Annotated in this window: 9 protein-coding genes; 2 read left to right on the top strand and 7 right to left on the bottom strand. The window is 61.1% G+C overall.

Annotation, left to right across the window (positions count from 1 at the left end):
• The 5 genes from OPV09_RS27265 to tnpA all read right to left on the bottom strand — a co-directional run bounded on the left by OPV09_RS27265 (position 1) and on the right by tnpA (position 8,130).
• Positions 1 to 4,011, bottom strand: a complete 4,011-nt coding sequence (locus tag OPV09_RS27265; RefSeq protein ID WP_034754724.1) for a response regulator — start codon at positions 4,009 to 4,011, stop codon at positions 1 to 3.
• A gap of 8 nt (positions 4,012 to 4,019) precedes the next feature.
• Positions 4,020 to 5,177 carry a response regulator gene (locus OPV09_RS27260; protein WP_051959249.1) on the bottom strand — a complete coding sequence of 386 codons (1,158 nt, stop codon included), beginning with the start codon at positions 5,175 to 5,177 and terminating at the stop codon, positions 4,020 to 4,022.
• A 600-nt stretch (positions 5,178 to 5,777) separates the two neighbouring features.
• Complete coding sequence (tnpC, locus tag OPV09_RS27255) at positions 5,778 to 7,319, bottom strand: IS66 family transposase (RefSeq protein ID WP_338679944.1); 1,542 nt, start codon at positions 7,317 to 7,319, stop codon at positions 5,778 to 5,780.
• Positions 7,320 to 7,348: 29 nt separating this feature from the next.
• On the bottom strand, positions 7,349 to 7,696 hold the full coding sequence (gene tnpB, locus OPV09_RS27250) for an IS66 family insertion sequence element accessory protein TnpB (protein WP_034754629.1): 348 nt from the start codon (positions 7,694 to 7,696) through the stop codon (positions 7,349 to 7,351).
• Positions 7,693 to 8,130, bottom strand: coding sequence for an IS66-like element accessory protein TnpA (gene tnpA / locus OPV09_RS27245; RefSeq protein WP_217635066.1), 438 nt, complete (start codon positions 8,128 to 8,130; stop codon positions 7,693 to 7,695). Before tnpA ends, tnpB begins: the two co-directional genes overlap by 4 nt.
• Positions 8,131 to 8,622: 492 nt before the next feature.
• Here tnpA and OPV09_RS27240 point away from each other — a divergent pair.
• Positions 8,623 to 9,881, top strand: a protein-coding gene (locus OPV09_RS27240) for an IS3 family transposase (protein WP_338679941.1) whose coding sequence is annotated in 2 segments (ribosomal slippage) — positions 8,623 to 8,962 and positions 8,962 to 9,881 — 1,260 coding nt in all. Because the reading frame shifts where the segments join, the coding sequence is not laid out codon by codon here.
• Positions 9,882 to 10,383: 502 nt separating this feature from the next.
• Here the strand turns inward: OPV09_RS27240 and OPV09_RS27235 are convergent.
• Entirely contained in the window at positions 10,384 to 10,866 is a 483-nt protein-coding gene (locus tag OPV09_RS27235) for a GMC oxidoreductase (RefSeq protein ID WP_338679939.1), read from the bottom strand.
• On the opposite strand from OPV09_RS27235, the gene OPV09_RS27230 reads away from it, so the two are divergent.
• Positions 10,803 to 11,141 carry an FAD-binding oxidoreductase gene (locus tag OPV09_RS27230; protein ID WP_338682390.1) on the top strand — a complete coding sequence of 113 codons (339 nt, stop codon included), beginning with the start codon at positions 10,803 to 10,805 and terminating at the stop codon, positions 11,139 to 11,141. The two genes, OPV09_RS27235 and OPV09_RS27230, sit on opposite strands and share 64 nt — an antisense overlap.
• Before the next feature lie 500 nt (positions 11,142 to 11,641).
• On the opposite strand, the gene OPV09_RS27225 is transcribed toward OPV09_RS27230, so the two are convergent.
• Positions 11,642 to 14,620: a TniQ family protein gene (locus OPV09_RS27225; RefSeq protein WP_338679938.1), complete on the bottom strand. Its 2,979-nt coding sequence runs from the start codon at positions 14,618 to 14,620 to the stop codon at positions 11,642 to 11,644.

Below are 14,620 nucleotides of genomic sequence, written 5' to 3'. Positions count from 1 at the left end.
TCAGGCTGGCTGCACCACGGCATCAAGCGCTTCCAGCGCAGCGTCGAAGTCGAAGCGTTCAATTGCCTGGCTGACTTTGCGCAGCTGTCGCGCCAGCGGGTGGCCGGCGGCTTGCGATTCCAATGTCTCCAGCACATCCAGCGCGGCGGTATCGCTGTCGGCCAGCAGCTTGCGCAGCTGGGCAAGTGTGGCGGTCGCGTCCGGCGGCAGGGCGGGAGCCGCTGCGATGGCCCCGGCCCGGGTGTTCTCTGCCGCTGCAGTATAGTTGCCCAGCGCCGCCAGGCCGAGCAGCACCGGCGCCAGTTCGTTTTCGACCGCCGTCAGCAGCACAGCCAGTTCGGCTTCGGCTACACCAGCTTTGCATGCCAGTTCCAGTGCGGTAGCTGTCGCCGCCACGCCTTTGGCACCGACGTTGCCGGCGGTGCCGCGCAAGGTGTGGGCTACCCGCGCCGCCGCTGTGGGGTCATCGCTTTGCCGCGCAGCCTCAAATTCCCCCCGCAGTCTAGCGTGGCCGTCGCGGAAGCGCACCAGCATGCGCAGGTAAAGGTCCTGCCGGCCCATGCTGGTCGCCAGGCCGGCGCGCTGGTCGATACCGGGGAGTTCGGCAGGTAGGGCCGCAACCACTTTGCCTGCGGAATCTGGCTGCCCCGCTGGGGGCGCTGCTAATGCCGACTGCGCCGGGCGGATCCACTTGCTCATGGTGGCGAACATGGCGGTGACGTTCAGCGGCTTGGAGATGTGGTCATTCATGCCGGCAGTCAACGCCATTTCGCGGTCGCCGGCCATGGCGTTGGCGGTCATGGCGATGATCGGCAGCTGAGCGTAGCGGGGTTGGGCGCGCAGGCGGCGGGTGGCTTCGTAGCCATCCATCACTGGCATCTGGCAGTCCATCAGCACGCCGTCGAAGGCGACGGTCCCGGCTTGAGCCAGTAGGTCCAGCGCCTGTTGCCCATCGCCTACGATGGTGAGCACGATGCCAGCGCTTTCAAGCAGCTCGCGCGCTAGCTCCTGGTTCATATCGTTGTCCTCGGCCAGCAGCAGGCGGGCGCCGGCCATGCGGGCCTGGTCGGCCGCGCTGCGGTCCTGTCGCTCTGCCTGGCGCGTTTCGGCCACCACGCCCTTGCCCAGTACCTCGCCGATTGCTTCGAGCAGCGTCGACGGGGTGACTGGCTTGGTCAGCACGGCTGGCAGCGCCACCTGCTGGAGCGCCGCCGCTTCCTGAGCGTCGTCCCGGCCGAAGGCAGTCACCATGATGACAGAAGGGATGTGAGTCACGGCGCCGCTCTGCATGCGCTGCAGCGTTTCGACGCCGTCCATGCCCGGCATGCGCCAGTCCAGTAGCACCAAGTCGTAGGGCAGGCTTTTGCGCTCAGCCTCGACCATGGTGCGCAGCGCGCTGTGGCCGCTGTCGGCGAGGTCCACCTCCAAGCCGAAACTGCGAGCCATTGTCGACAAGATTTCGCGCGCGCTGGCGTTGTCGTCGACCACCAGCACGCGCAGGCCGAGCAGCTCGTCGGCGTGGAACATGCGGCGCGGCTGCACCTCGGTCTGGCGTCCGAAACGGGCGCTGAAGTGGAAGGTCGAGCCCTCGCCCGGCATGCTCTCGACCCAGATCCGGCCATCCATCAGCTCCACCAGCTTCTTGGAGATGGCCAGACCTAGCCCGGTGCCTCCGTATTTGCGCGTGGTCGAGCTGTCTGCCTGGCTGAACGAGTGGAACATGCGTTCGCACTGCTCGGCCGTCATGCCGATACCGCTGTCGCGCACCCAGAAGTGAAGCTCGACTTGATCCCCGGCGTCGGCAGCCATCTCGATCCCGACCACGATCTCACCGCGTTCGGTGAACTTGGCGGCGTTGTTGCCGAGGTTGACCAATACCTGACCCAGCCTCAGCGAATCGCCTACCAATGCGGTCGGCAGGTCGGCCGAAGTGGCGAACAGTAGTTCCAGGCCTTTTTCCTCGGCCTTCAGGCCGATCATGCTGGCGAAATTCTCCAGCACGTCCTCCAGCCGGAACGGGGCCTGCTCTATGTTCATCTTGCCCGCTTCGATCTTGGAGAAGTCAAGAATGTCGTTGATGATGCCCAGCAGGTTCTCGGCCGAGCGGTGCACCTTCTCGATGTAGTTGCGCTGTTTTTTGTCGAGATCGGTGCGTAGCGCCAGATGGCTCATGCCGATAATTGCGTTCATCGGCGTACGGATCTCGTGGCTCATGTTGGCCAGGAAATCGCTCTTGGCGCGCGTAGCGTCCTCGGCGATCTCCTTGGCGCGCAGAACCTCGGCCTCCGCCAGCTTGCGGTCGCTGATGTCGCGCACCGAGGCGCACACGCAAACGCCGCGCTCGGCGATAGCCGGCAGCCGCGACAGGCCGATCTCGACCGAGAAGCGGCTGCCATCCTTGCGCATACCGTGCAGGTCGGCGCCTGTCATGCCCATCTGGCGTGCCGTGCCTTGCTCGATGAAACCATTGCGCGAGCCGACGTGGCGCCCGTGCGCCTCCGGCGGCACCAGCGTTTCGATCGGCAAGCCGGCCAACTCGCCGGCCTCGTAGCCGAACAGCTGGTCGAGCTGCGGGTTGGTCATCATGATCAGGCCGTGCACATCGATTACCAGCATGCCGTCCGGCGCAGCCTCGATGATGCCGCGATACCAGGCCTCGGTGGCTTTCAGCACCACCTGCTGCGCTTCGAGTTCGATCGCCATGGCCTGCACCGCGTGGCTGCGTGCCTTGATTTCCAGCGACATCGCCAGTTTGGGCAGCAGCTCGTCCATCAGCACCCGGCCCGATTCGCTGGGAGCGTCGAAGCCGGCCAGCTCCAGCACGCCCATCAGGCGCTCGCCGTGCAGCAGTGGCAGCACCTGCAGGTGGCGTGGGCGCGACCGCCCCAGTTGCGAGTGAATCTGCACGTAGTCGTCCGGCAGGGCGTCGAGCCGGAGCGGCTGGCGGTCCTGCGCGCACTGACCCAGCAGGCCACTGCCCAACGCCAGTTGCGGCGCCGGCGGATGGTCCGGATCGGCGGCGTAGCTGGCGGCAAGGCGCAATGCGGCGGCGTTTTCGTCAAGCAAGTAGAGCGCGCCCTGGCCAGCCTGCACCAGCGGCGCGAGTAGCGTCAACAGGCGCTGCGCGGCCTGGTCAAGGCTGGCCGCTTGCTGCAGTTCGGCCTGGATCGAGGCTTCCTGCGACTTGATCCAGCGCTGCATGTCGAGCTGGCGCGATTCGACCTGCAACTTGGCGATGGCGCGGGCCAGGTCGCCCGTTTCGTTCTGGTAGTCAGTATGCGGAATCACGCTGTCGAGCTGGCCGGCGGCCAGCGCATCGACCGCCTCGCGCAGGCGGTTGACCGGGCGCCGGATCGAGATGCTGATCCACCAGGCGCATAGCAGCGCCACCGCCAGGCCACCGATCAGCAGGGCGTAGGTGAGGGTGCTGCTGGTGAGGGCGAATTGGCGAATCTGGTAGATGGTGCTGCGGGCGTTGGAATCCTTGACGGCGGCGATCTCGGCCATCTGCCGGTCGGCGGTGCGCATCGCGTGCTGGAAGCGCTCGCTGTTGAGCAGGGCGTTGGCTTCGGCGTTGCGGTGCAGCCGCGCCAGTTCGATTGCCTCGTCGGCGATGCGCTCGGCGCGCGCCAGCATGCTTTCAAAGACGTTATGGCGTTGCTGGTTGTCGATGCGCAGCAGGGTGGCGCGGGCCTCGTCGACGGCAAAGTGTAGCTGCTCGCGCGTCTTGTCTAGCTGTTCGAGCGCCTTGTCGACGGCAACAGGGTCCGGGGCGTTGGCCACCTTGTGCAGCATTAGCTCGAAGCGGTTGAGCTGGATGCGGGCCTCCTTGACCTGTACGATGCCGATCATGCCCTCGCTGAGCAGGCGCTGCATGTCGCTACTCAACTGGTCTTGGGTGCGCAGGCTTTGCAACCCCAGCGCCAGGGCCAGCAGCAGCACTGCGCAAAAGCCGGCCGCAAGCTTCTGGCGCAGGCGCAGCCGTTCAAGATAAGCCAGGGGCGAACGCATGCCGGCGCTCACTGTGCAGGCAGGGTGTGTGCGATGGCGGCAGCCTGCTTGGCCATGTCCTGGTCGCTGTCGGCGTAGCGCGCGGCGATCTGCTGGAAGGCGGGCAGGTTGGCCAGGAAGGCGTCGCAGACGTCGGGATCGAAGTGCGAGCCGCGCCCCTCGGCGATGATCTGCACTGCCTTTTCATGCGGCATGCCTTCCTTGTAGACGCGACGACTGATCAGGGCGTCGTAGACGTCGGCCACCGCCATCAGCCGCGCCGAAATCGGGATGGCGTCGCCGGCCAGGCCTTCGGGGTAGCCGCTGCCGTCCCATTTTTCCTGGTGTGAGTAGGCGATCTCCTTGGCCAGGCGCAGGAAGTCGACGTCCATGCCCAGTTGTTGTTCGGCGTGGGCGATGGCGTCGCGCCCGAGCGTGGTGTGGGTCTTCATGATCTCGAATTCCTCGGGTTCGAAGCGGCCAGGCTTGAGCAAGATGCGGTCGGGGATGCCGATCTTGCCGATGTCGTGCAACGGCGCCGACTTGAACAAGAGCTTGATGGTGTCGGGGTCGAGGAAAGCGCGGAAGCGCGGATGCTCGCTCAGATGTTCGGCCAGCACCTTGACGTAGTGCTGGGTGCGGCGGATGTGGTTGCCGGTCTCGTTGTCACGCGTCTCGGCCAGCGAGGCCATGGCGTGGATCGTGACATCCTGGATCGCGCCCAGCTCGCGCGTGCGGCGCTGGACTTCCTGTTCCAGGTACTCGTTCTTGTCGCGCAGGAAGTCGGCCGCGTCTTTGACCTTGAGTTGGGTGCGTACGCGCGCCAGCACCACGGGCGGGCTGATCGGTTTGGTGATGTAATCGGCCGCGCCCAGCTCCAGACCGTGCGTCTCGTCCTCGCTGGAGGCCATAGCGGTCAAGAAGATGATGGGTATGTCGCGCGTGGCCGGGTCGCCCTGCAGTGCCTGCGCCACTTCGTGGCCGGTCATCCCAGGCATCATGATGTCAAGCAGGATGAGGTCGGGCGGCGGTGCATCGCGCGCGATGCGCAGTGCTTTCTCGCCGTTATTCGCTGCTTTGACCGTATAACTATCCTTGAGCAAGTTGGCCATCAACAGAAGATTATCCGGCGTGTCGTCCACGACAAGGATTACAGGCCTGATGGGACGGGTATAAGATGAGTTCATGCCTAAATGCTCCAATCAGGTCCGCACTAATTTGTTGCCTAGACTATATCTGTGTCCTGTGTGCAAGTAAACCGCATATTAGTTTTGCTATGCGAATCGCTCCCGTCCTACACTACATTCTCCGATCTCTAGGTATATATGGATTGCTCATCACTCAACATTTCGAAAATGACAGTGTGGGGAGGGTGCGCTTAGGGAGACCTCTGCCGCCAAGCTGAACTTCTGCTTTGAGGCCAGGCTGTGTGGAAACGCAGAAAAATTCTGGTTCTTCAAAAATCGGCCTCTCAAAACGCGCGCTACCCCGTTTTCTCGGTGGCGGGAATGGTAACCCTACCCACAAATATTTTGAGATTTGAAGTTTTCACCCAGCCTGGGGCGGAACCAGCCGCTCCCTGCCTCTGCTGGTGGCGTTACGGAAGTTGTCAGTTCAGGGACGACGTCGTTCGCAGCCATTTCGTTATCCCTTTGGATTAGTCGCAGCTATTCAGCGAAAAATCGTCGCAGCTTTTAGCAAAATCAAGTTGGCCTAGCCCTGTGCCGCAATACCTTTCGTCGCGTCTATTTCAGAAAGTCACAACACCGCTGGGAAGCGGCGTGATCTCAAAGGGCTGCTGGCAGCTTGCAGTTCCAAGGCAAGAAGTCATCAACCCGGTTGACGGGATGATCGGTGATATGCGTCAGCACGTGACGCAACCAGGCTTCGGGTGCGACACCGTTCAGCTTGGCCGTGCCGATCAACGAGTAGATCGCGGCGGCCCGTTCGCCGCCGCTGTCGGTGCCGGCGAACAGATAGTTGCGCCGACCAATGGCGACACCACGCAAGGCGCGTTCGGCCGCCGAGTTGTCAATCTCGATGGCGCCGTCGTCGCAGTAGCGCAGCAGCGCCGGCCAGAGCTTGAGCGCGTACAGGATCGCCGCCGCCGTGTCGGACTTGCGCGACAGCGTATCGAGCGTGGAGCGCAGCCAGTGCTCCAAGTCCTCGAGCAGCGGGCGCGAGCGGGCTTGCCGAACTTGTCGTCGTTCGTCGGGCGGCTTGCCCCGGATCTCGGCCTCGATCACATAGAGCTCGGCGATCCGGCGCAGCGCCTCGGTGGTCAGCGGCGTCGCGCGCGCCGCGTGCAGGTCGTGGAATTTGCGCCGCGCGTGCGCCCAGCAAGCCGCTTCCTGGATCGTGCCGTCTTCGAACAAAGCGTTGAAGCCAGCGTAGGCATCGGCTTGCAGCACGCCCTCGAACTTGGCCAAGTGGGTTTGCGGATGGATGCCCTTGCGGTCGGGCGTGTAGCCAAACCAAACCGCCGCTGGCGTGGTGTCGCCGGCGGGCCGGTCATCGCGCACGTAAGTCCACAGACGGGCCGTCTTGGTTTTGCCATTGCCGGGCGCCAGCACCGGGATCGGCGTGTCGTCGGCATGCAGCTTCGACGCCGTCAGCACGTGGCGGCGAATGGCATCGACCAACGGACGCAGCAATGCGCTAGCGGCGCCGACCCAGTCCGCCAGCAGCGCACGATCGAGGTCGACGCCTTCGCGGGCGTAAATGACGGCCTGGCGGTACAGCGGCAGATGATCGGCGAACTTCGCAACCAGCACATGCGCCAGCAGGCCGGGGCCGGCGATGCCGCGCTCAATCGGCCGGCTTGGCGCCGGCGCCTGGACGATGGCGTCGCAGCAGGAGCACGCCAGTTTCGGACGAACATGGCGGATCACGCGGAAGCTGGCCGGCACGAACTCCAGTTGCTCGGCCACGTCCTCGCCCAGCGGCCGCAGGCCGCCGCCACAAGCCGGGCAAGCATCGGCCGGCGGCGCATACACCTTTTCGTCTCGCGGCAAATGATCGGGCAACGGCCGGCGCACAGACTTCTTTCGCGGCGCCTGGTCGGCCGCCGGCATCTCGCGCGCCGCCTCGGCCTCGTCGACTTGCAGGTCTTCCAGTTGCAGCTCCAGCTGCTCGATTTGATGATCCAGCTTTTCCGATTTGCGGCCGAATTGCATGCGCCGCAATTTGGCGATCTGCAGCTTGAGGTGCTCGATCTCGACGGCGCGCGTGTTCAGCTGTTCGCGCAGCCCTTCAACCACCTCGTTTTGAGCGAGCAGCAGCACCTTCAAGGCGGCGATGTCGTTGGGCAGGTCGGCTGGGCTGAGCATGTGCCAAGTTTACGCGAGCCTTGTGTCGTTTACAAGGCCGACGTTGGTCTCCAGGTCCGTTCCGGCCGCCGCCAGTCGATGCCTTCAAGCAGCATCGACAGTTGCGCCTGCGTCAACGCCACCGAACCGTTGGTAGCCTGTGGCCAGATGAAGCGACCACGCTCAAGCCGCTTGGCCAGCAGGCACAGGCCATCGCCGCTCCACCACAGGAGTTTGATGAGGTCGCCGCGCCGGCCCCGGAACACGAATACGTGGCCGCTGAACGGATCTTCCTCCAGCGCCGTCTGCACTTTGGCAGCCAGGCCGTTGAAGCCGGAGCGCATGTCGGTGGTGCCGGCGGCAAGCCATACCTTGGTGCCGGCGGGCAGGCCGATCATCGTAGAACCCGATCGAGCACCTGCGCCAGCGCGGCCGCGTTGGGCTGGCCTTCGATTCGCACGCGCACTTCGCCCAGCTCCAGCATGATCGTGCCGTCGGCGTCGGCGTCGGCGTCGGCGTCGGCGGTGGAGTTGCCCGGAGCAGGCGCCGTTGGCGCCAGCACCACTGGCAATAGGCCATCGTCGCGAATCAACGCAGGCACGCCGAGGCGTCCTTGTTGATAGAGGCGGCGCCAGCTAAACACCTGGTTGGCGTTGACGCCGTGTTCGCGTGCAATGCGAGCCACCGAGACGCCCGGTTCCAGCGACAACGCCACCAATGCGCGCTTGAACTCTAAAGAATGCTGCCGATAATGGCCGCGCGCATTCGTCGAAGTGATTGGTTGAAAATTTGTGTCCATAATCAGAATTTGTGGGCACAAATGCTGTGCCAAAATTCGATCATGAATGACGGTGGTCAGGGAGTCCAGACGGCGCTGGGAAGACGCTTACGAAGGTAACTCTAGCAAACAGCGTTGGAAAACGTATTCGGTGCTCATGCACGAGGGGCCGGAACCGTTCGCGCTACGGTGTGGCATGGCATTTAGCCGACGGCAGCGTCGAGCCAGTAGGCATGTGCAGCGCATTCTCAAAAGTGGGGCACATGGGTGAGTCTACCCAGATCCTGGCGGAATTCCGCCGAGAACTGGTAAGGACTGTCGCGTACGCCGCCAGAATGCCGTCGCATGTGTATTCTAGACTCGTGGCGATTCAGTAGACGGTAACGGGAACAGGCGATGGCACTGCCAAATTGCAGCTATCAGCGCCAGGTTTCGCCATAGAAATTCCGCAGGTAATCCACTCTGTTGCGCAGCTTTGAAATAGCCCCTTGATTCACCAGACACAGCCTATGCGTTATTCTTACGGATAGGAATAGGACTGTGCATATGACTAGGAACAAGCAAACAATCGAGGTGGTGACGGTGGGCCAGGAGCGCCGCAGGCGCTGGTCTGCCGAGGAAAAAGCGGCGCTGGTGCGCGAGACTTACGAGCCAGGCATGAACGTGTCGCTGGTCGCTCGCAAGCACGGCGTCGGTGCAAGCCAGTTGTTCAACTGGCGTAAGCTCGAACGGGAAGGCGCGCTAACGGCGGTCACTGCTGGCGAATCGGTGGTACCAGCGAGCGAACTGGCCGCTGCACGCGCGCAGATAGCCCAGTTGCAGCGCATGCTCGGCAAGAAGACGATGGAGGCGGAAATCCTGAAGGAGGCCGTCGAGTTTGCTCGCGAAAAAAAGTGGATTGCGCGCTCGCCCTTGTCGGGCAAGGACGACCAGTGAAGCCGGTCTGCTCTGCCCTTGGCGTAGCGCGCTCACACGTAGCCCAGTTGCTGGTTCGTCCCGCGGACTGGATCGACGGGCGTACCACTCAGACGTTCCACCAACCTACCGACGCCATCCTGGTCGACGCCGTGCGCGCCGAGATTACAGCGCTGCCGACCTATGGCTACCGCCGGGCTGGCGCTCTGGTCAACCGCACGCGCGCCTTGATGGGCTTGCCAGCAATCAATCACAAGCGGTTTTATCGCGTGATGAAGGCGAACAGTCTGCTGCTACCCAAGGCGCCGAAACGCCCAGTGAGCAGCCGCGTGCACAATGGCGCGGTGGCGGTGGACGAACCCAATCAGCGCTGGTGCTCGGACGGCTTCGAGATCGCCTGCGACAACGGCGAAGTGGTGACCGGTGTGTTCATGAAGGATTGCTGTGACCGAGAAATCATTGCCTGGCGTGCGTGGGCCGAACGTGGCCTGCCTGGCGAGCCCGTGCGCGACATGCTGGTGGAAGCGGTCGAGACAAGATTCGGCCAGGCCAGCGTCGGCTCGACCCGGCTGGAATTCTTGAGCGACAACGGCGGCGCCTATCGAGCCCATGAAACGCACGCGCTGGTGCGCGCACTTGGGATTGAACCGGTGCATACACCGGTATGCAGCCCGCAGTCGAACGGCATGGCCGAGAGCTTCGTGAACACGTTTAAACGGGACTACGTGAACTTGATGGACCGCAGCAGCGCAGAAATCGTTCTGGCTCAACTGCCAGACGCCTTTATGCACTTCAACGAGGTCCATCCGCATTCGTCGCTGAAATGGAAATCGCCTCGCATGTTCAGGAGGGAGCTGGCGCGCCGGGCTCAGGAAAGCGGCGCTAACTAAACGATTGGCTGTGTCTGGTTATATTGGGGCAAGATCAGTCATCGCGTCCTGTTGACAGGCGATGCAGGACGTGAAGCGCTACAAGAAGTCATTAACTATGCTCCATTTGCTGGACTCGCGCTACCAGGTATTCGGTATTTTCAAGTGCCCCATCACGGCGGACGCCATAATGTTTCAACTGAGATTCTGGATCAGTTGCTTGGTCCTCGTTTGGACAAGATGCCTGACCAGCCAACTTGGAACGCCATATGCAGCTCCGCTAAGGCCGATGAGGACCACCCCCGAAAGTCAGTAATTCGCGCTGTGTTGCATCGCGGTGGGCACTGGGCGGCGACCGAAAGCAAGGATATTTACTTTAGTGCTGGTATCACACGCGATGGCTGGGTATCAATTCCTCAAGCAGAGTACCCCGAAGAGCAAGAGGAGTGAGCGAAGCCACAAGGGCGTATTTGTCGATGACCCGGGCGGAGCGCCGCTCAGTGTAGGCTGTCATGCTGACTTACTAGGCTAATGCAACTTCATGACCTGTCAAACGCTGAATTAGACCCTGCGTTATCCGATTCACGATTCCATAGATGGAAAGCTGAGGGTTGGCTCCGATGCCGGTTGGAAATAGTGATCCATCGTGGACAGACAGGTTCTCCAATTGCCAATGGAGGCCATCGGGGCGCGAGACACCTTTGCGTTCGTCGGCACTGAGGCCGCAGCTCCCCATGACATGGGCGCTCAAAATCTTCGTGAGATACGGCTCTATCGGCAGGGATTGGATGAGGCGCCGCGCATCTTCCAGCGTGCTGCATAGCCTAGCTTGCTCGTGCAGCGGGAACACCGATTTCGTCCCTGCTACGAACTGGATCTCGGCCATGACCAGCATGGCGCGGCGGGCCCCTTCCAACAGATAGGGCGTCAGCGGATACCGTAATCGAAGAGACGCCGAGTACCAAGACTTTACGCATGGTGGCCGAAGACGGCGCCTCCTTGCCACCGTTTCAGGCGAGCCAGTATGTCCACCTGTTCGTGGAAATCGACGGCGTATCTACCGCGCGGCCTTACGCCATCTCTTCGGCGCCGTCGCAGCACCAGTATTACGACCTGACCGTTAAGCGGGCCCAAGGCGGCTTCGTCTCCAACTACCTGCTGGATCACGTGGCCGCAGGCCAACACCTGCTCAGCTCCGGCCCCATGGGTATCGGCCGCGATGCCGGGGACTGCGCGTCATGCCCAGTCACTGCTACCAGGACATCAGTAACGATGAATTGAACTCGCTGATTGCTTATCCCCTTCAGAATTTCCAGGCGATTGGGACGACTCGTCGTTGGCATCGAGAAATAGCTTCTGCACGTTATGCCAATTGCTGCGTGATCTCGTCGCCTCTGCCTTGAGAAGTATTGATAGCTGGAATGCATATTTTCCGATGGCGTGGGATGAGCGCCGTTTAGCGTACGCTGGCTCGATGGTTTCCGAGTGCAGGTAGGGCCCGTACGGTGTTTCTTGAGATGCCAAAACGCGTGGGGTTCACGCTCAATCGGACCTAGTCGCGAATATGCCAGCATCGAATAATGCTTAGTACTGCCATGTCGATCCCTCTAATTCCCAGATCAATTTGATGATGTTTGTTTGCTTGCAGAATTGCCCCACTCTGTTTGACCCGCCTTCCACTTCCTGGCAAACGCTGCCACGCGGTCGTATGACCCTGCATAACCCAGCTCTTTCATGTCCTCATGGATCTGCCAAATTGAGCTGGCGAGTGCTGCCGTGGCTCAGAACAGCCCAGGCTGCTTGTTCTTTGAACGAATAGGTAACGTGGCGTCGAACCAGGTTTGGTCAAAGCGCAACAGCCAGCGAAACGAAGTCGGTGCAGCCCTGGCAAAACGGCTACGCGTTGCTTTGCCATCTGAATCCAGAAATTCCAGGCATCTTCTCCGGTGTGTTTGCGGCGCAGCCTCCGGAGCGTGCCGTGCCTGTTGAGATGGTGTGCAGTCCATCGTCGCTTGCCAGTGGCAATGCTGATGAAATGCCTGCCAGGAGCCGAATAGCCAATCGACCAGGAGCAGGTTGTGGATGGCCGAACGCGGCGGTGCCGGATGAATAAAGCTACGCTGCAAGATGGCGATACCCTGCGGCGAGAGCGCCGGCGTGAAGTCGCGATGCCCGCTCAGGAATTGGTAACGATGCACAAATTCGCTGGAAAATGGTACACGCCGCAGCATGCCCGTGGCCGTCAGCAGGCCGTGATTATCGAGCGCGTTGAGCAAAGTCGCGTGTACGGTGTCCGCGTCGATACTTTGCCGGGTATCCTTCAGCACATCCATGCCCAGCATAGTCAGGCGATTCAATGTATGGTAGTGCGCTGCCCAATCGACGTACGCCTTGAGGGGGGCCGCTTCGATTTGCTCCGGTAGCAGGAAGCGCTTGTGACGTTCGAGAGGCGCCAGCATGCAGCTCGCCAGAGGCGTGGCGTGGATGGGGCAGACGAATGCTGTGGGCAGATGGTGCGCACGACGCCAGAATGCCGTCGCATGGCAGCGCAGGTCACTTTCGACACAATGCAGACACATCCTCCATCGGCCGGCGGCACCGTTCGACAACGTCGACAAACCATAGCCTGCGGCGATGATTGGTGCGGGAGCCGAGCCGCTATTCCATGGGCGGCTGCCCAGCCGCTCAAAAAAGCCACTCAATGTCATATCAGCGAGAACACGTGCAGGATCGCCAAAGCAATCTTGGGTAACGTCACAAAACCGTTTCAGGTTGACGGGGAAGTCGGACACTCGCGTGTTGCGTGAATGGCCAAACAGACTTTGGCAGGCATCGATGTCATTTCTTGCCGCGTTGGCCAGCCGTATCCTTGCGACGACGCTATAAAGCGTTTCGTCGGATCGTGCAATCGGCAAGCAATGGATATCCATCTGGCTTCTCTTTACACGGATCGTATGGCCGAGCGTCAGGCACCCAGTTGTGTATCGCCAGCGCGGCCGCCAAATGGGGCCCCGGCGCGCGGTGCGCAGGCGATAAGCCCGACCTGCCTTGTAGAATTCGCGTTCGGGACAAGGGCCTTGCCAATTCTTGGCAAGGCCGCGCGATTTCAGGATTGACTTGATGACCTGAATTGAGCCTCCTCCACAAGGAACAAAGTCGGAAAAATATTCCATGATGACCCTGAATTTATTGACTTCGAGCTTGGATAGCGCAATGATTTTGTGTTCGGTCGTGTGCGGATCATGAAGACATTGCAAGGTCCACAGGATGCGCCTAGCATAAAAATGCCAGAGGCTTTCCTCATTGGCACTGATCGCCGCGGCAGTCAACGGAAATCCCGGCCCTGCAGGCCAAGAGGATTTAGACTTGGATTTTGATGCTTGCAACAATCGATTCTTGGTAACTCGCACGGGCCTGGCATTTTCCCCATATAACTCGACCGCGCTTGCCTTGACAGCTTCCGACCACTGGGCATCGCGCACAAGACGCTGTTCTCGAACTTTGAGTGCCCTAGCGGCATCTTTTTTTTGCTTTGCCGCCGCGCTGGCCAAGCGGCGTTCAATCACTTCGCTGGCATTTGGCAGTAATTTGACAACCCGTTTCATGCTGCCGAAATGATGGCGCCATAACTGTGCGATATCGTAATGATCGCGCTGCGCCAGATTGACCAGTTCATCGAGTAGCTCTTCTTCCGGTCGTTTTATGGATTCGACGTTGTCATTGGACGAGCGCGGGGCTACACCTGTAATATGCGGAGGATCACCAAGTTCGGGCTTGGCATACAGGATGGCGTCGGCGCGGCTGAGAAAGAGGGTGGCATCGCGGAAAAGAAAATAAGCGGCCATCAGGTGCCGCGTCAGCGGCGCCTCCACCGCAGAGTGGGCACAAAGAATATTGAGCCAATGCTCCGTTTTTCCAGATTTGTAAGCCGGATCAATCTTGGCGAACAATTCGGCGCCGAAATGCGCTTCGATTTTCCCCAACAACATACTGTGATTGACGCGCTTGTCTCCCCACTGGCATCCAATTTCAATTGCGCGCACTTTGTAGATATCGATCAATTGTTCGATACTCAATTTGCTTGGCTTCGCAGCCAGGAGCACTTGTGCAAAGCGGGCGAATTCAACCTCTACCGCAGACGCTGGTTGCAGGTCAGGCCGTGCTTGATCGGCAAGAGCGCAACCGCACTCGCACCCCATCCATGCGGACAGGATCAATTGCTTTGGCTCAGCGAATGGGCACCCGCACGACGGGCAGCGATCGAGCAATCGGATGGAATGTTTCCAGCACGCGGTGACACCTGGGATCTGGTGTGCGCGGTGGATGTATGGACAGCCATGATCGCGTTCATCGTCGACCAGGCAGTGGGTGCAGATATAGGTCAGCCGGTTGTCGCCCTTGATACGTCGCGGCAGTTTGATCAAGGGGGGACCTGGGATACGATCCGGATGCCTTGTGGCGGACTTGGGGCCGAAGAACTGCTGGAATAGTGGTAACAGGGTGCTGTCATTTTGCAGTTGCACCAAATTGTGGCGAGGCAAACCAGGTAATCTTTCGGCCAGCTTGTCGAGGTTAGGCTGCACCAGCCCTGTCAAACTGAACGGCGCTTTGTCGAACAACTGCTTGTACGTTACCTGGATCGTTGGCCGGCCACGGCGAATATGGTAACGGCTCACTCGCGAGCCGATTGTCTCATCGGGAAAGCCAAGAGGGAAAAAAGGCAGAATACTTGGTACGCGCGCATCGGTCTTGACGGGCAT

Origin of the sequence: Janthinobacterium sp. TB1-E2, assembly GCF_036885605.1 — a bacterium.
Classification (GTDB): domain Bacteria; phylum Pseudomonadota; class Gammaproteobacteria; order Burkholderiales; family Burkholderiaceae_D; genus Janthinobacterium; species Janthinobacterium aestuarii.
The sequence above is the reverse complement of the archived record's forward strand: the minus strand, read 5'-3'. Positions and strand labels throughout refer to the sequence as shown.

What these genes read in the sequence shown, in the direction of transcription:
- OPV09_RS27260 (WP_051959249.1), bottom strand. Translation starts at nt 5,177, where the DNA reads ATGAACTCATCTTATACCCGTCCCATCAGGCCTGTAATCCTTGTCGTG.
- tnpC (WP_338679944.1), bottom strand. Translation starts at nt 7,319, where the DNA reads ATGCTCAGCCCAGCCGACCTGCCCAACGACATCGCCGCCTTGAAGGTG.
- OPV09_RS27225 (WP_338679938.1), bottom strand. Translation starts at nt 14,620, where the DNA reads ATGCCCGTCAAGACCGATGCGCGCGTACCAAGTATTCTGCCTTTTTTC.
- OPV09_RS27265 (WP_034754724.1), bottom strand. Translation starts at nt 4,011, where the DNA reads ATGCGTTCGCCCCTGGCTTATCTTGAACGGCTGCGCCTGCGCCAGAAG.
- tnpB (WP_034754629.1), bottom strand. Translation starts at nt 7,696, where the DNA reads ATGATCGGCCTGCCCGCCGGCACCAAGGTATGGCTTGCCGCCGGCACC.